Raw genomic sequence first — 20,228 nt, forward strand, 5'->3', positions numbered from 1 at the left:
ACTTATATAGCTGTACTTATATAGGCAAGTTTATATTGTTAACTCAATTCGAGAATTGATTCGCCGACGGCGTTGATGACATCATCAATTTCCTGATGGTTAACAATAAACGGCAAGCCAAGCTGAATAGTGTCACCACCATAACGGACATAAAATCCCTTTTCCCAGCACTTCTGGGCAATTTGATAAGGACGTAATGGCGGCTCACCCGGAGCAGACTCTATAGTCAGTGCACCCGCGAGACCATAGTTGCGAATATCGCTAATGTATTGAGTGCCTTTGAGTGAGTGCAGGGCATTTTCAAAAATAGGACTCATTTCCCTGACTTGGGTGACCAACTGATCGTTTTTCAATATGTCCAGTGATGTTAGCGCGGCGGCACAGGCAACGGGGTGGCCTGAATAGGTATAACCGTGTGGCAATTCAAGCATGTAGTCAGCACCACCGTTGTCCATAAAGGTCTGGTAAATGTCATCTTTGACAATAACCGCACCCATTGGCACCGCACCGTTAGTGAGTTGTTTGGCGACATTGAGTATATCGGGTATTACACCGAACTCCTCTGCACCGGTATTTGAGCCCATGCGGCCAAAACCGGTGATCACTTCATCAAAAATCAATAAAATTTCATTTTGGTCACAGATCTCACGTAAACGTTTGAGATAACCTTTAGGTGGTGGTAATACACCAGCAGAGCCTGCCATTGGCTCGACTATCACGGCGGCAATGTTTGAGGCATCATGCAGAGCAATAAGTTCAAGCAGATCATCGGCTCTTTCTGCACCTTTATCGGGCATGCCACGGATAAATTTATTTTCGGGTAACATAGTGTGTGGCAAGTGATCGCAATCAACACCTTGACCATATAGAGTACGGTTGGCACCGATACCGCCGAGACTGAAACCACCAAAATTGACCCCGTGATAACCTTTACTGCGACCGATAAGTTTGGTTTTGGTGCCTTTGCCCTTTTTACGCCAGTAAGCGCGGGCCATTTTTAATGAAGTGTCGGCGCTTTCTGAGCCAGAGCCAGTGAAAAAAACATGATCTAAACCATCAGGCATTAGCTCTTTGATTCGGTTTGCCAATTCAAAAGCGCCTTTGTGACCGTATTGGAATGCTGGCGCATAATCGAGTTGACCAAGTTGTTTGTAAACAGCTTCGGCAATTTCGGGACGGTTGTGGCCTGCGCCACAGGTCCAAAGTCCGGATAAACCATCAAATATTTTTCGGCCATCAGCGGCGGTATAATAGGCGCCTTTAGCACCGACAATCATTCTAGGTTTTTCCTTAAATTGACGATTGGCGGTATATGGCATCCAGTAAGCTTCTAGTTCTTCTCGGCTCAGACCGGCAGATTGTTGCATATCAAAGGCTGACATAATTATTCCCTTAGCTAGATTGTTGATTGTGCGCTAGGCCAAAGTGGGACTAACTGCCCATAATCTGGCCTGATCGATTGAAATTCAGTGTGCTAGCATGTCAACAAGTGATAAATACCTTTGTACTAACTCTTAGGTTAACCTTTACTTACCTAAAGCTATTTGTTATTTATAATCAAGTTGTTATAAATAACAAAACAATGAATTACTTATCAAAGAAGTTTTTTACAGGGTGTATTCATGAAAACTAAATCGCCGGCATTGTCCGGAAAACTCGCTGATGCTGAGCTGCGCACCTTGCGGATATTTATGGCAGTAGTTCAGCACAGTGGTTTTACGCCGGCCGCTTTGGAGCTCAATATTAGCCGCTCGGCAGTAAGTATTGCGATTGCTGATCTTGAAAAACGTTTATCATTGCGCTTGTGTGAACGGGGTCGAGCGGGGTTTTCCTTGACTACTGAGGGGCAGGAAGTCTATCGTTCAACCCGACAATTATTGTCAGCGCTGGATGAATTCCGCAGCCAAATTAATGCCATTCATTTTAACCTCAAGGGTGAACTCAATATCGGCATTACCGATAATTTGGTGACTATGCCGCAAATGCGAATCACTTCTGCGCTCAGAGAGCTCAATAGGCTCGGACCTGATGTGCAGATTAATATTCAGATGATCCCGCCCAACGAAATAGTAAGCGGAGTGCTCGATGGTCACTTGCATACCGGAGTGATACCAGTACTTAAAAACTATGATGGTCTTGAATATTTACCTCTGTATGAGGAGCGTTCGTCACTTTATTGCAGTCAGGAACATGAATTGTTCTGCCGACACGATAGGGAGTTGTCACCATCTATGTTGAAGCAATATAGCGCGGTGTTACCTGCTTATGAGCAAACAGTGGAGATCAAGGCGTTACATCATGATCTGCAACCTTCGGCATCAGCAACCGACAGGGAAGGGGTAGCGTTTTTGATTCTGACCGGGCGTTATATTGGTTACTTACCGGATCATTATGCCCACCGCTGGGTTAAAGAAGGTGCGATGCGGGCTATCATGCCTGCACATATGAGTTATCTGACACCTTTTGCCACGATCACTAAAAAAAGCGCTGCCAGTAATTTGGTCTTGGATAATTTTCTTGAGCAATTACAACAAGCCGGCACGACTGCCGGAGGCTAGTTCCGCCGATCATAAGTGAGTTTTTCTTGGTAAATACAGTCATGGATGACTGATAAGAGCCGCTTAAATAATTTTTTCAACTGTTTTCCTATCAGTTATTAAGCAAAGTAACTTCCTCTGAAAGTCCCTTTCTAGCTAAAAGTAGCCAATTTTTACAGCCTTGTATTTAGTCAAAATTCGGCTACTTATTCGGCGTTAAAATTATACCAATTGGAAAAATAATGCTTGCCAACGGTAATTTACAAAGCTAATGTTTAATCGTAAATTAACATTGATAATTTCTAGCGTATAAGTAAAAGGCTATAAATAACAAGTTGTTGCGCTATGTGTTACTTGGTTTTAAAGCTAGGTGTTTCACAAGGGATTGCGAGTTCTCAATATAATAATAATACCGTAAATAACTAAGATATTAGTTTTAGCTGCGCGGTAACAATGAGGAATTAAGATGGACAACAGTAATGTAAATACTTCGTCAGTCGTTCAAGTTGGCGAATTTTATGAGCTAGAAGTGGGCAAAGATGTCCGAGACAGTAAAGGCTACAATGAGGATATAGCCCCAACGACTGTTAAAGCCAGAACTTGGAATACTTGGAACGTTGCTGCGCTGTGGGTTGGCATGGCCATTTGTGTACCAACTTATACCCTAGGTGGTGTATTGACCGCCTATTTCGGTTTGAGTGTAACCGAAGCTCTGATCACTATCTTAATCGCAAATATCATTGTATTAATCCCGCTGACGCTTAATGCATTTCCGGGAACCAAATACGGCATTCCTTTCCCAGTATTATTACGTTCTTCCTTTGGCATCAAAGGCTCCAATATCCCTTGTATGATAAGAGCACTAGTCGCTTGTGGTTGGTTTGGTATCCAAACCCTGTTTGGCGGCATCGCCATTCATATCTTGATGTCTAATCTGTTTGAACCCTGGGCTACACTCGGCGGAACGGGCGAGGTTATTGGATTTTTTGTTTTCCTAGTGATTAACTTATTTATTGTTATCAAGGGCTCAGAATCAATTAAGATCCTTGAAACGATTGCCGCGCCGCTGCTACTTACGGTAGGTATTGGTCTGATGATGTGGTCCTATCCGCAGATTTCGGTGACTGAATTACTAGCAACACCTGCTAACCGTCCTGAAGGTGCGTCATTTTGGGGTTACTTCTTTGGTGGCTTAACGGCTATGGTGGGTTTTTGGGCTACTTTATCGCTGAATATTCCGGACTTTAGTCGTTATGTTAAATCACAGAAATCACAAATAGTTGGCCAAATTATTGGCTTGCCTGCGACTATGTTCTTTTTTGCCTCGTTAGGTGTGGTTTTAACTGCCGCGTCTATGAGTCTAGTTGGAGAAACTATCTCAGATCCAATTAACCTTATTGGCAAAATCGACAGTCCAGTATGGGTTGGGGTTGCGATGGTGATGATTATCATCGCGACCTTGTCGACAAATACTGCAGCCAATATAGTTTCACCGACCAACGACTTTCAAAATATAGCGCCTAAGAAAATTAACCAAACACGTGGTGTATTACTAACGGGTATGTTTGGTGTATTACTGATGAGCTGGGAGCTACTTAAAAAGCTCGGTTGGATTGATTCTGATGTCAGTGTTGAAGCCATGTACACCGGCTGGTTATTGGGTTACTCCAGTTTGTTGGGGCCGATAGCAGGCATCATGATAGTCGATTACTTTATTATCAAAAAACAACGTCTGGAATTAGCTGAGCTCTATTTGTCAGACGGTATCTACAGTGGTTTCAACAAAGCTGGGCTGATAGCTTTTGCAATTCCTGTGGCATTAACACTTACTGCGATGACGACGGACATGTTCTCTTGGTTCTACCAATTTGGTTGGTTCACCGGCTCTATTATGGGTGGTTTAGTGTATTTTATTGCCAGCAAGCAACAAGCTACAAGTCATGTTGGTATCGAGCAAACATCAATGGATGCTAACGAGATACAAGCCGTGCAAGACAATACATAACTACTAGCTAGTTACACTTATTTGTAACCGTACTTATTTGCACTAGTACTAGAGTGGCGACAGCAGTTTCTGACTGTTCGCCACTGCTTTATTAGCTATAGGTTTACTAGCATTTCGTACCATTTTATTTAGGAGATAACGATGTCGATAATTATTCGTGGCGGGACAGTTGTCACTGCTGATATGACTTTTGCTGCAGATGTATATTGTGATGAAGGTAAAATTGTAGCCATAGGTGATAATTTGGACGTGCCAGAGAGTGCCGAATGCATCGACGCCACCGGCCAGTACATAATGCCTGGGGGCATAGACCCTCATACTCACATGCAGCTACCCTTTATGGGCACGGTCGCCAGTGATGATTTTTACACTGGCACAGCCGCAGGCTTGGCTGGTGGTACAACAACCATCATCGATTTTGTTATTCCCTCGCCAGGGCAGTCTTTGATGGAAGCTTTTCATCAGTGGCAGGATTGGGCCAGTAAATCGGCAGCGGATTATTCATTCCATGTGGCAATTACTTGGTGGGATGAGTCTGTTCATGAAGATATGGGCACCCTGGTTAATGATTATGGGGTTAACAGCTTCAAACATTTTATGGCTTACAAAAACGCTATCATGGCTGATGATGAAACATTGATTAAAAGCTTCCGTCGCTCAATGGACCTTGGTGCTATTCCAACAGTGCATGCGGAAAACGGGGAGTTAGTCTTTCAATTACAACAAGAGATGTTAAGCAAAGGTATTACTGGCCCTGAAGGACATCCGATGTCACGACCACCCGCGGTGGAAGGGGAGGCAGCTAATAGGGCAATCCGTATTGCTGAGGTGATGAATGTGCCTATTTATGTGGTGCATGTTTCCTGTAAAGAGTCATTAGAGGCGATTACTCGTGCTCGCAACGAGGGCCAGTTGGTCTATGGCGAAGTACTTGCAGGACATCTGTTGGTAGATGACAGTGTTTATCGCAACCCTGATGCTGAATTTGCTGCGGCTCATGTGATGAGTCCACCGTTTCGCTCAAAAGATCATCAGGCCGCTTTATGGCAAGGGCTACAAAGCGGTAACTTGCAGACCACAGCAACGGATCATTGCTGTTTCTGCGCAGATCAGAAGGCTGCAGGAAAAGATGATTTCACCAAGATCCCCAATGGCACCGCAGGGGTCGAGGACCGTCTTGCCGTGATTTGGGATGCTGGCGTTAATACTGGCCGACTGACTATCAATGAGTTTGTCGCGGCGACGTCAACCAATGCCGCTAAGATATTTAATATCTACCCACGTAAAGGCTCGGTCAGTGTTGGCGCTGACGCAGATCTGGTTATTTGGGATCCTAAGGGAACTCGAACGATATCAGCAAAAACCCATCATCAAAATATCGATTTCAATATTTTCGAAGGACGGACGGTAACCGGCATCCCTTCTCATACCATTAGTCGCGGTAAACTTGTTTGGGCAAACGGTGTACTGGATGCAGTCAGAGGCGCGGGACAATATGTAGATCGCCCACCCTTTAATCCAATGTTTGATGGGCTAAAAAAATACGCTGAGGTGAATACACCGACGGCGGTCAATAGTGATTAATATATTTCCCTGCCATGGGACTCACTATTTTTACCGGTGAGTCTTGGATAGGAAATACCTCCAACACATGTAGAGCCTTGCACTATTAACTTTGTAAGACAATAGCGCTGAGGATAAGTGTGCGAAAAATTTACAATAAAAACAAAACACATCTTAAACTTTCAAGGAAAACACTATGAACAATTTTAATAAAAGGGCACTGGCGCTGGTATCGGTTTGTGCCAGTATGGCATTTAGTACTATGGCTAGCGCCGAGCAGCAATGGAGTGATTTCAGCCTCAGCTATCTCACCAGTGATCAATATGAAGTGGGTGATAGTAGTCGACAATTTTTGACTGTAGAACATGCCAGTGGCCATACGTGGGGAGATACCTTCTTCTTCCTAGACCGTTCCAAATATGATGACGGCACCCTGGAAAATTATGCTGAGTTTTCGCCGCGCCTGAGCCTGGGCTATGTTACGGGTAACGATCTGTCATTTGGCATTATCAGCGATGTGTATGTTGCAACCACTTGGGAGATGGGTGAGTCATTTGATAATTACCTTGTTGGTCTAGGGGTTAGTCTTAATATACCTGGTTTCAATTATTTCACCGCCAATGTTTATCAAGCCAACAACCAGTTGTCGGATAACGATCAAATGTTGACCCTTACTTGGGGGAAAGGCTTTAAACTGGGCAGTGCTGAGTTCCTTTATGATGGCTTTATTGATTGGAGTACGTCTTCAGATACTCAGGCATCTGAAATGAATTTTACTTCACAGTTAAAATATAACCTAGGCAAGGTATTTGATACTAAAGCGCCTGTTTATGTGGGTATTGAGTACGCTTACTGGAACAATAAGTTTGGCATAGCCGGTGTGGATGAACGTAGTGTGTCATTGCTGGCTAAATGGCATTTTTAACACTCAATTGCTAGTTTTATCCCCTGAGGCAGCTCCGTCGCTATATTTTTGCTAGCAAAATATAGCGACCAAACCTTTATGCGAGCTTATCGAACAAGGATGAAGGCTTAAACTTACCTTTTTATCCAATAGAGCATCATTGCTGACCTAGTTTAATGCGTTGGTGAATGCGTTAGCTAATCCTACCAATCAAAATTAACACCGCTCAGTTTTACCTTCTTTGTGGTATTCCTTCATATTTATACCCCCCAGTTGTCACTTGCTGTTTAACAATTAGGGGGAGAATTCTGGCCAATAAACAACTCATTTTGTATCAAAAATTAAACAATATTTTAACTTCTTTAGTTGAAAAGACTTGACCAGTTGGTAAAAACAACACTATATTAATTTACCAAAGGGTAAAACTTAGGTCATTAAATGACAATAAACGATGTTTTTATAAGCCCTGCTAAAGATGATAATAATAATAATTAATCTGGGAGCCGACATGGATAAGTTAACAGCAGCACAGGCAAGTCAACTGGGCGATGTTTGCGGCGAAGAATTGAATGCGCTAAGAAAGGCCGCTTGTGTTGTACGTGATGAGCATTGGGGCAAAACCATGACCTATTCAAGAAAGGTTTTTATTCCTTTAACCAATATGTGCCGTGATGAGTGCCAGTACTGCACTTTCGTTCAGCGTCCTGGATCGGGTAATGCAACCATCATGACGCCAGAGCAGGTATTGACCGTCATTCGTCAGGGTCAAGCAATGGGTTGTAAAGAAGTCTTGTTGAGCCTAGGTGAAAAACCTGAACTGCGTTATCGCGAAGCTCGATCAGCACTGGCTGAGCAAGGGTTTTCCACTATGATGGAATATGTCGCTGAAATCAGCGCCTTGATACTGCGTGAAACCACCTTGTTACCCCACGTTAATGCCGGAACTATGACCGCTGACGAGTTGGCAAAGATTAAAAATGTCAGCGCTAGTATGGGCATGATGCTCGAAACAGTCAGTGAACGATTATTACAAAAAGGCCAGGCTCACTTTGCCTGTCCAGATAAAGTTCCCGCTTTACGTCTAGCCACCATCAAAAGCGCTGGTGAGCAGAATATTCCCTACACCACAGGTATTTTAATCGGTATTGGTGAAACCTGGCTCGAGCGAGTAGAAAGTCTTGAGGCGATAAATAATCTTCATCTCAAATATGGCCACATTCAGGAAGTTATTGTACAGAACTTTTGTGCTAAATCGGGCACGGCTATGGCCGACCATCCAGAGCCAAATCTTGAGGACATGTTACGCACACTCGCTGTCGCACGTTTGATGCTGGACCCTAGCATTAGTATTCAAGCGCCACCTAATCTACAGCAACGCTATAAAGATTATATCGGCAGCGGTATTAACGATTGGGGCGGTATTTCTCCGCTAACTAAAGACTTTATTAATCCAGAGCGGGCATGGCCGCAAATTGAGCAACTGGCCAAGGCGACTCAGGACTGTGGTTATCTGTTACAAGAGCGTCTTGCGGTTTACCCCGATTATCTCAAACAACAATATCTTAGTCCGCAAATATCTCAGCGACTCCAAGGTATGGCTCGCGCTGACGGCTTAGCCGCTCAACAATGTGTTGTGGGAGAATTAGCAACCCAAGCCGCTGATACCATCTACCACGTGGCGCTTTAAGGAGAGTTATGATGAATGATTATATTTCAATGGTGCCCCAAGCTATTGGTAATGGCACAGGTAATGCGTCTTCTAATCAAACAACTGATGCTACAGCGGGTGCTACACCAAGTAATGCTTCGTTAACCGCCTTGTTAAGGTCAACTTCTGCAAAAGTCAGCGACATCCTCAACAAGTCACTTAATGATGAAGACATCAGTGAACAAGAAGGCTTGATATTATTTGACACCCAAGGACGTGATCTCGATGCCTTGATTGCCACCGCCGATAAGCTACGGGAAAACAGCGTTGGTGATTGTGGCACCTTTGTCATTACTCGAAACATCAACTTCACCAATGTTTGCAATATGGGCTGTAAGTTTTGTGGCTTTGCCAAACGTAAAAACGAAGCGGGTGCTGAATTGTTGTCGATGGATGAAATTGCCAACCGTGCTCAAGAAGCTTGGGACCGTGGTGCTACCGAAGTCTGTATTCAAGGTGGTTTACATCCAGACCTTAAAGGCGATCACTACCGAAACATTCTAAAAGCAATTAAGGCACAAGTGCCTGATATGCATATCCATGCTTTTTCACCCTTTGAAATCTGGTACGGCGCACGTAAAAGCCGCATGTCTACCGCAGATTTTATCCAGGATTTAATCGATCATGGCCTCGGCTCAATGCCAGGCACGGCAGCAGAAATTCTCGATGTGGAGATACGTAAAAAGCTGACCAAAGATAAACTAAGTACTGAGCAGTGGATAGATATCATCACCACGGCACACAAACTGGGTTTACCAACTACAGCGACCATTATGTATGGCCATGTTGATAGCCCAAAACACTGGGTAGAGCATATTGGTAAGATTCGTACTATTCAGCAACAAACTGGTGGGTTCACTGAGTTTGTTCCGCTGGGATTTGTCCATTATGAATCGCCGCTATATTTAAGCCAGCCTGATGTTCGTCCCGGTCCTACCGCAGATGAAAATATTAAGATGCACGCTATTTCACGGGTAATGCTCAATGGCTGGATAGACAACATCCAAGCATCTTGGGTCAAATTGGGACCCGATTACGCCAGTGCAATGTTACGGGCAGGCGCCAACGATATAGGTGGTACCTTAATGAATGAAAGTATTACTCGGGCGTCTGGCGGTAAAAATGGTCAAGAGATTGTGCCTGCTGACATGGTTAAGATGATTGAAAAAGCCGGTTTACACGCGGCTCGTCGTAATACCTTGTATCAAACCATTGAAAAATTTGAACGCTCTGCAACCCTTGAACTGGTAGACACAGTTTGTCGCCAAACTATCCCTGTGATGGAAATAGCCTCTAGTGATAATGCTTTAATGCCGAGAGTTTCCGGAGCTTTATCATGAGTGGTGCACCGATGAAAATAGTGCTGTTATCCGGTGGTGTCGGTGGTGCCAAAATGGCTGAAGGGTTATACCTCAGTAAAGGTCACAGTAGTTATCAAAGTAAAAACCGCAGTGAAAATAGCTTTGAGCTGTCAGTGATAGGTAATGTTGCCGATGATATGTCATTTCACGGGCTGTGGGTTTCACCTGATATTGATACTCTAATTTATACGCTGGCTGAACTGATTGATACTAAGCAAGGCTGGGGCTTAAAAGACGAAACTAATAATACCCTTACAGCACTTGCTCGGCTGGGCTGTGATACTTGGATGTCTCTGGGCGATAAAGATTTTGCGACCCATATATACCGTACTCAACAGAAACAATCTGGCATCCGATCATCAGTTATCGCCAAACATATCGCTAACCGCTTGGGCGTAACCGCTAATATTTTGTTACCCACCGATGACGTCATCCAAAATCGTATTCGTACAGAAGAAGGCTGGCTTGATTTTCAGAGTTATTTTGTTCAGCAGGGTTGTCAGCCGGACATCCTTGATATCGCTCAGTCTGGCATTGAAGATGCTCGACCAACACCAGAAGCTCTAAGTGCGATTAGCGAGGCCGATTTGATCATCATAGCGCCGAGTAATCCTATTGTCAGTATCAACCCCATCGTAAATATACCGGGGATGCGAGCAGCACTCAAAGCCGCCAAAGCGCCAGTGGTAGCTGTGTCGCCAATAATTAATGGCCATACGGTTAAAGGGCCTGCTGACAAAATGATGACAGCGATGAATTTTAGCTGCGATGTACTGGGGGTGGCGGACTGTTATCAGGGTTTGATCGACGGTCTGGTTATTGATGTTAAAGACCAACAATATTTATCACAACTTGAAGCGCGAGGCCTGAAGGTGATGGTAGCGCAGACGCTAATGACAAACCGTATCGATAAGGTTGCATTGGCCGAAAATGTCGTTGCTGAGATGAGCACCTTTTTTGGGGTTAAGCTTGGGCTTAAGCAGGAGCTGAAAGATGGGCTTAAAGGTGTCAGTCAACTGGTACTGGAAGTCTAGATGAGAACCAATATTGTTATACCGATGAAAGATCCTCGCTTGTCTAAAACACGTTTACATCCACATTTGAGTGGCGGGCAGCGGCAGGCATTGGCGCTATCAATGTTTAAAACAACATTATCATTTTTTAAACGGTATTTTTCTCAGCACCATTTACTAGTGGTGACTGGCTCTGAGTATATTGCTGATATCGCGCGTAACTATGGCGCTTCGGTATTGATAGAAACTAAGTTGGGTTTACGACAGGCCGTTGAAAGTGCCGCGCGTTGGAGTCTGAATAATCATTTTCAGTCACAGCTGTTAATTCCAGCAGATATTGCCGAACTCGACCATAAAGAATTTGAGCGGTTACTAATGACTCATCGTCCAGCGCCATCCGTGGTTTTGTGTCCAGCCTATGATCTTGGCACCAATGCCTTATTAACCACGCCGCCCAATGTCATTCCGTTTTTATACGGTATTGATTCTAGTATTGCCCATCAAAATGCGGCACATGAACGTGGCATAGCTTGTCAGGTGATGAACTTACCTGCATTAGCGTTAGATATTGATACCCCAAGCGATCTCGAACTGTTGTCACTTTTATCAAGTCCAGTTACTCAGGAGTTAAACAGACTATGCAAAATAGGCAAACTAGGCAAAACAGCGTAACCATTCAAACTGTCGACGGTATTGGCGATATTCAGCCGGGTGATGATTTAGCGCAGATTTTAATTAGTGCTATGGATAAAACTGAGCTGTGTATTGAAGATGGCGACATTCTAGTTATTGCTCAGAAAGTGGTCTCTAAAGCGGAAGACCGTTTTGTCGCCCTTAAAGACGTTATCCCATCAGCAGAGGCTGTGGCGCTGGCAACTAAAGTAAACAAGGACCCACGTAAAATCGAGGTCATCCTTGGTGAGTCAAAAAGTGTGGTGCGGGCGGTAACTCATGCTGGGCAATCTGAAGGCATAGTTATCACTGAACATAATTTAGGGTTTGTCTGCGCCAATGCGGCGGTGGATGAATCCAATATTGACCAAAAAGACACATTATTATTGCTACCAATTGATCCCGATGCCAGTGCCCGCGCCTTACGTGATCGTCTAGAAACCGCCTATGGTGTCAGAGTTGGAGTGGTGATCACTGATACTTTTGGCCGCCCCTGGCGCATGGGACTGGTAAATGTCGCCATTGGCCTTGCAGGTGTGCCTGCCAAGGTAGATCTGGCCGGAGAAAAAGATGCTTTTGGCCGACCATTGGCCGTTACCGCACCAGCACTTGCTGACGAGCTAGCCGCAGCGTCTGGTTTGTTGATGGCAAAAGACGCTAAAAAACCGGCGCTTATTTTTAAGGGGGTCAGCTGGCAAGCAGAAGTGAGTTCAGCCCTCGATTTAGTTAGACCATTAAAAGAGGATTTATTTAGATGAAAATAGCTATTTTAGGTGGTACTGGTCCCCAAGGACGAGGTCTGGCATTACGTTTTGCAAAGTCAGGTGTTGATGTAGTAATAGGCTCTAGGGATGCAAACCGCGCTGGCGAAATTGCCACTGAACTCACTCAAATTATTGGCGGCTCAAATGGTGCACTGGGTATTATCTCGGGTACGGATAACGAGGGCGCGGTAAACGCTGCTGACAAAATGATTATTTTGGCGGTGCCATTTAGTGCACACAACGCAACGTTAACGGCTATCAAACCATTGCTAGCCGATAAAATATTGGTGGATATTGTGGTGCCACTGGCCGAAGGAAATCCTAAAGCGGTGGCTATGCCGGCTGAAGGCTCGGCAACCGAAGCTGCTCAGGCGCTATTGGGTAATGAAATTCCCGTGGTAGGCGCACTACATAATGTGTCTGCCCATACCCTCAACAAACTCGACCAGGCGATCAATTGCGATATCTTGGTTTGTGGTAACGATCTAGCGGCAAAAGAGCTGGTCATGGCACTTATCCAGCGATTGGATGTAGCTGCATATAACGTAGGTCCGGCGGTGAATTCCCGTTGTGTAGAGGCAATTACGCCTATGCTGATCCGCCTTAATATTTCAAAGAAAGTACCGTTTTCTCATGCAGGACTGAAAATTTGGGCGCCCGGTACTTAATACCAAGTGGGAAGAAACTTATTGGTATTTAACCTTCAACAATAAATAGAACAATAACAATTTTGTTAATCAAAGGAGAGAATAATGGATTTTGGTATTACTTTTAAAGGTTTTGTAAGCCCTGAACGTGCCCGTAGTTTGGTTAAACAGGCGGAAGATGCAGGTTTTACTCATTGCTGGTTCTACGATTCACACATTTTATGGCGCGAATGTTTTCCTGCTATTGCTATGTGTATGGAACACACCACTAAAATGAGTTTTGGTCCTTGTGTGACTAATCCAAACTCACGTGACTGGTCAGTGGCGGCGAGTTTATTTGCTAGCTTAGCGCTGCAAAGTAATGGCCGTTTCCATCTTGGTTTGGGTCGTGGCGATAGTGCGATGCGAGTTATGGGTAAAAAACCCGCCAACCTGGCCCGTGTAGCTGAATTCACCACTAAGGTGAAAGCAATGGTCCGTGGTGAAGAAGTTCAATATGGCGAAAGCCCTGAACCAGTAAAATTGCCATGGGCACAAGGTTATGAATTGCCAATCTATATTGGTGCTTATGGTCCTAAAGCACTGAAAACTGCGGGTGAGGTAGGTGATGGTGTGGTTATCCAGATAGCCGAGCCATCATTGGTAAAATGGTTTGCTGATCAGGCAATTAAGGCTGGTGTTGAAGCCGGACGTGATATGTCTAAGTTTGAAGTTATTGCTTCGGCACCGGCTTATGTCGGTGACATGGATTATTGTGTGGAAGCGACTAAGTGGTTCCCGGCAATGGTCGGTAATCATGTAGCTGATATCGTTGAAAAATACGGTGCACACAGTGGTTTGGTGCCTGAAAGTCTTACCGCCTACATCGAACAGCGTAAAGGTTACGACTATTCAAAACACGGTCAAAGTGATAATCCATACCTAGATTTCATTTCTAAAGATATCGTGGAGAGCTTCTGTGTCTTGGGTGACATGGACCAGCATGTTACTAAGATCAAAGAGCTTGAAGAAGCAGGTACGACCCAGTTTAACATTTACTTAGATAGCGGTGATGAAGAGAAAATCATCGAGAACTACGGTAAACATATTATTCCACTCTTTCGATAATAAGTTCGTTGATAGCTCGGTAAATTGATCAGCTAATGATTTCGTTAAAACTTACCGCCAATATTTAGCCAATAGTTTAGTTAATTATCAGCGGTGAATTTTACTATGACAAAAAAAAGTGGTCTTCCTGTGGGTCGAAAAATATGGAGAATAACAAATGTTAAATAATAAAATCAATGGTAAGCGTTTGTGGGACAGCTTGATGGAGATGGGCAAAATTGGTGCTACCCCTAAAGGTGGTGTCTGCCGGTTAGCATTGACGGATCTGGATAAAGAAGGTCGTGATTTGTTTGTCGACTGGTGTAAGCAAGCAGGTTGTACTGTGCGTGTTGATGCTATGGGCAATATCTTCGCCCGCCGAGCGGGTAAAGATAATAGTTTGCCACCTGTGGTCATGGGTAGTCATCTCGATACCCAGCCGACGGGCGGTAAGTTTGACGGTATTTATGGAGTATTATCGGGGCTAGAAGTGATTCGTAGTTTAAATGATCACAATATCGAGACCCTTGCACCAATCGAGGCTTCTGTGTGGACCAATGAAGAAGGCTCTCGTTTTCCACCAGCGATGGTGGCGTCTGGGGTATTTGCCGGGGTGTTTGACCTTGAATATGGTCTAAGTCGTGCCGATCTCGATGGTAAAACTATGGGTGAGGAACTTGCCCGCATTGGTTATGACGGTGAATTAGAGTGTGGTAATCGTGAGTTTAAGGCGTTCTTTGAAGCGCATATCGAGCAGGGACCTATTCTTGAAAATGAAAAGAAAACCATTGGTATAGTAACCGATGCTCAAGGACAGCGCTGGTATGAAGTCACTCTTACAGGGCAGGAATCTCATGCGGGACCAACACCTATGCTGAGTCGAAAAGATGCTTTGCTAGGCGCTGCTAAAATCATTGATCAAGTTAACCGTATTGGCCTAAGTAACCCGCCTTACGCTTGTGCGACAGTAGGTCTGTTGCAAGTATTCCCTAATTCTCGTAACGTTATCCCAGGAGAAGTGTTTTTTACTATTGATTTACGACATCCTAACGATAGTGTGCTGGCAGGAATGGACCATGAGTTACGTGAGATAAGTCAAAGCATTGCCAGTGAGCTCGGTCTAGAGATGAAGTTCGAGCAGATCTGGCATTCACCACCGGTACCTTTTAACAAAAAATGTGTCGACTCGGTGCGTAAAGCGGCAGAAACGTCTGGTTATAGCCATCAGGATATTGTCAGTGGCGCCGGTCACGATGCCTGTTATATCTCGCGGGTTGCGCCAACCGCTATGGTATTTGTACCTTGTGAAAATGGTATCAGCCATAACGAAGCTGAAAATGCTGACCCAGCTGATTTAGCCGCTGGCTGTGATGTGTTATTTCAAGCCGTTGTTGAACAGGCTAACGACGCTTAACTTCAGAAGTTTAGAAGTTTATAAGCTTGTAGGTTTTTCAGTACTACCACTGAGCCCGTTCTTTGGGCTCAGATTTTCCTCTCGCTATCAATATTTGTTGTGGCTATAAATATAGCTATCAGTACATCTAGCGCGTAAAAAATACAGTTCATGGCAAGCAGGTTTGAAGATTTTCCTAGGCTAAACTGAATCAAGTTATACCAGCCTTTTCTATTGTTAAGTAATAATCCTACTCATATTGCTCTGTGCTTGATGGCAAGAAATAAGCTTCGAGCTAGCGAAGCTTATTCAAAAGAATTAGCGCTAACTTAATTTAACGTAACCAAGCACAGCACAACAGAGCCTATTTAATAAAAGGTTTCAGAAATAGGGTTACTAAAGTGAACATGTAGTTTTTGAATGAAATCTTTAGATATAGGGCGTGACTCCCGAGCGATAAAGTCGTAATGAACCATCACCGCAGTGCCAGTAACATGCTTAACACTGTTTTGCCATGCCTCTTGATATACATCAAGGGAGCTGGTGCCAATGCGAGAAATATAGGTTTTTATTTGCACATCATAATCAAACAAGAGTGGCAGATGAAACTCGATAGTACTTTTAGCTAAAATTAATCCCCATTGATTGAGGTTTAAATTAAAGTCAGGGCTGAAGAGTCGAAAAATTGGGTTTCTAGCACCTTCGAACCATTGTGGAATAACGGTATTATTAATGTGTCCAAGAGCATCTGTTTCGCCGACACGTGGCTTTATTATTTCGTAAAACATATTTTCCCTAATAATTGAAAAGCTAAGCCGAAAGCATCAAGGGATAAAATATATTGAATGCCTGTTCGAGATATTTAACCTATATGACGAGGGTAAATATCTGAGTATATATTAACCTAAACTAGTCGCGAAAATAGCTTTATTATGCTTTTTTATCGCTTAACTTCAATAAGAAGAATACTTTACAAAAATCTCACATAAACGACATTAAATGACTGAGCAATAAACAGCACTAAACATGGTGAAATACCTGCCAGTACTGAAAAACGAGATATTAATAATCCAATCCCTGCCAATAATTCGACAAGCCCAATAAAATATCCAAACCAATCAGGTAATCTGATTACTTGAAAAATTTGATGTAGTTCAGGTTTCTCAGCTAACTCAAAAAATGTGGCTAGCCTTAGCGTTAAAGTTAACAGTAGTTTAGTTTTATAGAACTACATTTTTACTATTATAGGATTTACTGAAGTACAACCTTGGTTCACAATAGTTTCATCTTAACTAAAGCAAGTAATAAACTAGGTGATTAACATGAAATATATTTTCAACAACCTCAAATCAATCTTCAACTTACAGCCTAATAACAAACAGCTAGTTAATTGTAATTACTCAAACAATTATTATGGCGATCAATATTGTCAGGCTACGCCACTAAAATAACAGCTTACTTAGCGCTGTAAGATGTGTAAATGTCATGAGTATGTAGTTGTAATTATTTGTAAAATGGCAGTTACAACTAAGAACTTACACTTAAATTTAAACACTAGTTGTTAATATAAATAGACTTCATCACACCTTTTTTAACCTCCATTCATTGATATCGTTTAGCACAATATTTATAGCTAATTGCTAAAAGTCAGTGTCATTAATATTTTTAATTATATTGCCTATTGAAAGTACTAATTGTTATCACTAATTGGGAGTTCTATGCAAAAATATGATATTTCGAACAACAAAAAATGTATAACAGCTAACCCTACCAAAGGACTGGCATTAGTTGCTGAAGGTGGTGGTCAAAGAGGCGTATTTACAGCCGGAATTTTGGATAGTTGGTTACTCAATGACTTCAATCCATTTGATTTGTTAATAGGTACTTCAGCGGGGGCGCAAAACTTATCAAGCTATATTACTAAGCAAGCTGGTTATGCTAAAAAATCAATAATGGAATTATCCAAACATCCAAACTTTTTTAATATTAAACGCCCACTTATTGGTAAAAGTATAGTCAACCTAGACTGGTATTTTGATCAAATTGATAGCTCCTCACATAGGTTAAATATTGACTGTGCCAATGCACAAATGGAAAATCGACGATTATTAGTTTCGGCAACCAAAGCACAAGATTTAACGCCGTCGTTTTTTGAACCGAAAAATGATGGCTGGCTTGCTCCTCTGAAAGCTTCAAGTGCCTTGCCCTTTTTATATAAGCAAGGGGTTAAAATTGGTGATACCCATTACGTAGACGGTGGTGTTGCTTCACCTATTCCCATCCAAGAAGCCTATGCTCAAGGCGCTAAAACAATTGTCACCATTAGAACCGTGCCATCTGACTACGAAGTAAAAATGCAGTGGGCTCATAAATTAAAATCTTGGCTTTGTCATAAAAATAAATGCCCTAAAGTACTAGATATTATTACAGAGCATGAAAACTCATATAAAGATGCACTTAACTTTATAAAAACACCACCTAAGGGCGTAAAAATTATTGAAATATCTCCACCTAAGCCACTGGCCAGTAAATTGTTAGGCAGCAGTGATCTTGCTTTACAAGCAGATTATGAAATGGGTTTTAAAATGGGAACCCAATTCATAAAGAACGCTAGTTGTGAGCTTCTTCATCACTAAAAGACAATATTAGACTTAATGGCAATATCTAGTGGAATTGTTAATTTGTATTCCTGATTAGAGGTTTATATAACGCTTTGGAGGCGAAACTGCCATAGAAGTAATGTTCTAATTCATCGGGTTTTTTAAAAAGGTCAAGGACCGCTATAGTGCTTGAGTTTAAATGGCAAAGCGGACTATTTATTAAGATAAGCTCAGGTCTAAATTATGTCTGTTTCGTGGTAAAAGTGAACCTTAACTTTTACCAATGGACTATTAAAATTAGTTCATAGCTAATGACTTCTTGGTGCGCTAAGGCGACATTAGCAATAAATGTTTTGCCATATATTTTCTAATGAATATTTTAAGAGTGTTACTAAGCCGGCTCAGTAACACTCTTAAAAAACATCAATAAACGTCTATTTGATTGATCTCATAGTAATTAATACCGTTTTCTATGGTAGGTATTACTGCGCGGGCTTAGTAACATCCTATCTTTGATTAAAAAATTGGTTACAGTGGTTTCTAATGCTTTGTATTTGTGGGATATTAATGTAAATTAAATTTTGATTATGAGACGGACATTACTGAGCCGGCTCCATAATAAGCTGTTATGTTTACCTGAGGTTTTGTGAATGATTTCAATATTAGTCGTATTAATACAGATTTAGGAATCTTCCGTATTTCAGGTTTGTGGTGTGATGAACGTTTAGCACCCTCAAAAATTGATATCGAATCAATTGAAGTTATGGGCACAGATGGTTGGGCTTTATTAAATCTATCACACGATGATATTATTAATTTAATTAAAGAGTTAACGCCAAAAATTATTGCTCATCTACAGGTTAAGAGTCAGTAAACATAACAAGAAAATAAACAAGGACACGTAACAGTTGGCTGCGTTCCACTTCGTTTCACATTTTAGCCAACAATTACTTAGCCTGTTATTTGGGCGTTAGCACTAAAGGGGATATCTGTGAGTCATAAGGTAGGAGTAAATGGATTGCTACTTGAATCCATTGGTTTAACTTTATTAATTATTGCCGCTTCCTGGCAGTTCTTATTTTCAGGTTGGTGGGATAAACAAGCATCTGAATGGCAATATTCAATTCAAGAGGAAGTAAATATTTCAGTTCTAAGCACCCTTGGTGATCTCGCTACTCTTCCAAAAGAAACTGATGCAGATCAATTACGAGAGCGAGCTTGGGAAATTAGACAAGATGCATATGGTGCAGTCGCAAAAGCTATTAGTATGAGAGACGATAGAAAAAAAGCGTTAAAAGGACAAGCATCTTTTTTCTCAAAAATTTGGTTTTGGCTATTTCTTCTTGGCTCTGTTCTACTTTGTGTAGGGAAATATTGTCAATATTTGGCAGCAAAACTCAAAGTATTTAGTGCTAACAAGCCAATCAAGCAGGACTAAAAACAGTTTGCTGTTTTCGTCCCTCAACATTTTAGCAAACAATTTTTAGCCTCTTATTGGGGCGTTGGTATGACTCCCCACGTCAAGTTAAATACACTGATCCTTGTTCATTAATTAAGAACCTTACTTTCACTTTTCAAATTAAGTGAGTTAACGCATAGAATGAAGCAAGTAATTTCGTCGGTTATCATGCTGATATTCGTGGATTACTAACCTGTTGGCTAGCAGCGCCTACCTTACTCATTTCGTCGTGGCACCTGTCTTCAGTCTATGTTCGTGGTCCAATAGCCGTTAGGCTATTGCCATCCTAACGCCGTCGGTGGTTGTGCCACACCCGATGCTTGATCCCATGCGCTAACTCAAAACCTTTTTTTAGAACATTTCTCATGCAGGCATCCTTGCTAAACGTAACTTCACATCAACAACAGGCAATACAACTTCACGCGAGATTGCCCAGATGTAGGCAATCATCTCCCGAGCAATCGCCGTCACCACCACATTTCGATGCTTACCTTTGTGCATTAAGCGATTGTACCT

The 20,228-nt window shown here is 42.5% G+C and carries 18 protein-coding genes and 1 pseudogene; 15 read left to right on the forward strand and 4 right to left on the reverse strand.

Features of this window, described 5'->3' with window-relative positions; translation table 11 throughout:
• Positions 1-38 precede the first annotated feature (38 nt).
• Positions 39-1,382, reverse strand: coding sequence for an aspartate aminotransferase family protein (locus tag HRT55_RS18535; protein WP_291623600.1), 1,344 nt, complete (start codon positions 1,380-1,382; stop codon positions 39-41).
• 240 nt (positions 1,383-1,622) lie between these two features.
• Here HRT55_RS18535 and HRT55_RS18540 point away from each other — a divergent pair, with 240 nt between their 5' ends.
• The 12 genes from HRT55_RS18540 (at position 1,623) to HRT55_RS18595 (ending at position 15,674) form a co-directional block, all read left to right on the forward strand.
• Positions 1,623-2,558 (forward strand): LysR family transcriptional regulator, encoded by a 936-nt coding sequence (locus tag HRT55_RS18540; RefSeq protein ID WP_291623601.1) that lies wholly within the window; start codon positions 1,623-1,625, stop codon positions 2,556-2,558.
• 445 nt (positions 2,559-3,003) lie between these two features.
• Positions 3,004-4,542 (forward strand): NCS1 family nucleobase:cation symporter-1, encoded by a 1,539-nt coding sequence (locus HRT55_RS18545; RefSeq protein WP_291623602.1) that lies wholly within the window; start codon positions 3,004-3,006, stop codon positions 4,540-4,542.
• A 141-nt stretch (positions 4,543-4,683) separates the two neighbouring features.
• A complete protein-coding gene (gene hydA, locus HRT55_RS18550) occupies positions 4,684-6,126 on the forward strand; it encodes a dihydropyrimidinase (RefSeq protein ID WP_291623603.1) in 1,443 nt (480 codons plus the stop codon).
• Positions 6,127-6,301: 175 nt separating this feature from the next.
• Entirely contained in the window at positions 6,302-7,030 is a 729-nt protein-coding gene (locus HRT55_RS18555) for an outer membrane protein OmpK (RefSeq protein WP_291623605.1), read from the forward strand.
• Positions 7,031-7,517: 487 nt separating this feature from the next.
• Positions 7,518-8,696, forward strand: coding sequence for a 7,8-didemethyl-8-hydroxy-5-deazariboflavin synthase CofG (cofG, locus tag HRT55_RS18560; RefSeq protein ID WP_291623607.1), 1,179 nt, complete (start codon positions 7,518-7,520; stop codon positions 8,694-8,696).
• Positions 8,697-8,704: 8 nt separating this feature from the next.
• Positions 8,705-10,057, forward strand: coding sequence for a 5-amino-6-(D-ribitylamino)uracil--L-tyrosine 4-hydroxyphenyl transferase CofH (gene cofH, locus HRT55_RS18565; RefSeq protein ID WP_291623609.1), 1,353 nt, complete (start codon positions 8,705-8,707; stop codon positions 10,055-10,057).
• Entirely contained in the window at positions 10,054-11,112 is a 1,059-nt protein-coding gene (cofD, locus tag HRT55_RS18570; protein WP_291623611.1) for a 2-phospho-L-lactate transferase, read from the forward strand. The genes cofH and cofD overlap by 4 nt, the downstream gene beginning before the upstream one ends.
• A complete protein-coding gene (gene cofC, locus HRT55_RS18575) occupies positions 11,113-11,763 on the forward strand; it encodes a 2-phospho-L-lactate guanylyltransferase (protein ID WP_291623613.1) in 651 nt (216 codons plus the stop codon).
• Complete coding sequence (gene cofE / locus HRT55_RS18580) at positions 11,730-12,521, forward strand: coenzyme F420-0:L-glutamate ligase (RefSeq protein WP_291623615.1); 792 nt, start codon at positions 11,730-11,732, stop codon at positions 12,519-12,521. Before cofC ends, cofE begins: the two co-directional genes overlap by 34 nt.
• Positions 12,518-13,195, forward strand: a complete 678-nt coding sequence (gene npdG / locus HRT55_RS18585; protein WP_291623617.1) for an NADPH-dependent F420 reductase — start codon at positions 12,518-12,520, stop codon at positions 13,193-13,195. Before cofE ends, npdG begins: the two co-directional genes overlap by 4 nt.
• An 84-nt stretch (positions 13,196-13,279) precedes the next feature.
• Positions 13,280-14,281, forward strand: a complete 1,002-nt coding sequence (locus tag HRT55_RS18590; RefSeq protein ID WP_291623619.1) for a TIGR03842 family LLM class F420-dependent oxidoreductase — start codon at positions 13,280-13,282, stop codon at positions 14,279-14,281.
• Positions 14,282-14,438: 157 nt separating this feature from the next.
• Positions 14,439-15,674, forward strand: a complete 1,236-nt coding sequence (locus HRT55_RS18595; protein ID WP_291623621.1) for a Zn-dependent hydrolase — start codon at positions 14,439-14,441, stop codon at positions 15,672-15,674.
• Between the two features lie 347 nt (positions 15,675-16,021).
• On the opposite strand, the gene HRT55_RS18600 is transcribed toward HRT55_RS18595, so the two are convergent.
• Together HRT55_RS18600 and HRT55_RS18605 are read right to left on the reverse strand one after the other, a co-directional pair.
• Positions 16,022-16,441: a thioesterase family protein gene (locus tag HRT55_RS18600; protein WP_291623623.1), complete on the reverse strand. Its 420-nt coding sequence runs from the start codon at positions 16,439-16,441 to the stop codon at positions 16,022-16,024.
• Positions 16,442-16,623: 182 nt separating this feature from the next.
• Entirely contained in the window at positions 16,624-16,863 is a 240-nt protein-coding gene (locus HRT55_RS18605) for a DoxX family protein (protein ID WP_291623639.1), read from the reverse strand.
• A 508-nt stretch (positions 16,864-17,371) separates the two neighbouring features.
• Here HRT55_RS18605 and HRT55_RS18610 point away from each other — a divergent pair.
• The 3 genes from HRT55_RS18610 (at position 17,372) to HRT55_RS18620 (ending at position 19,691) form a co-directional block, all read left to right on the forward strand.
• Complete coding sequence (locus HRT55_RS18610; RefSeq protein ID WP_291623625.1) at positions 17,372-18,289, forward strand: patatin family protein; 918 nt, start codon at positions 17,372-17,374, stop codon at positions 18,287-18,289.
• Between the two features lie 610 nt (positions 18,290-18,899).
• Positions 18,900-19,127, forward strand: coding sequence for a hypothetical protein (locus HRT55_RS18615; protein WP_291623627.1), 228 nt, complete (start codon positions 18,900-18,902; stop codon positions 19,125-19,127).
• A gap of 117 nt (positions 19,128-19,244) precedes the next feature.
• The gene (locus tag HRT55_RS18620; protein WP_291623629.1) at positions 19,245-19,691 is read left to right on the forward strand and encodes a hypothetical protein; all 447 of its coding nucleotides are present in this window, start codon (positions 19,245-19,247) and stop codon (positions 19,689-19,691) included.
• 384 nt (positions 19,692-20,075) lie between these two features.
• On the opposite strand, the pseudogene HRT55_RS18625 reads toward HRT55_RS18620, so the two are convergent.
• Positions 20,076-20,228, reverse strand: a pseudogene (locus tag HRT55_RS18625) (IS110 family transposase); the annotation flags it as partial.

The organism is Colwellia sp. (genome assembly GCF_013214175.1).
Lineage (GTDB): Bacteria > Pseudomonadota > Gammaproteobacteria > Enterobacterales > Alteromonadaceae > Colwellia.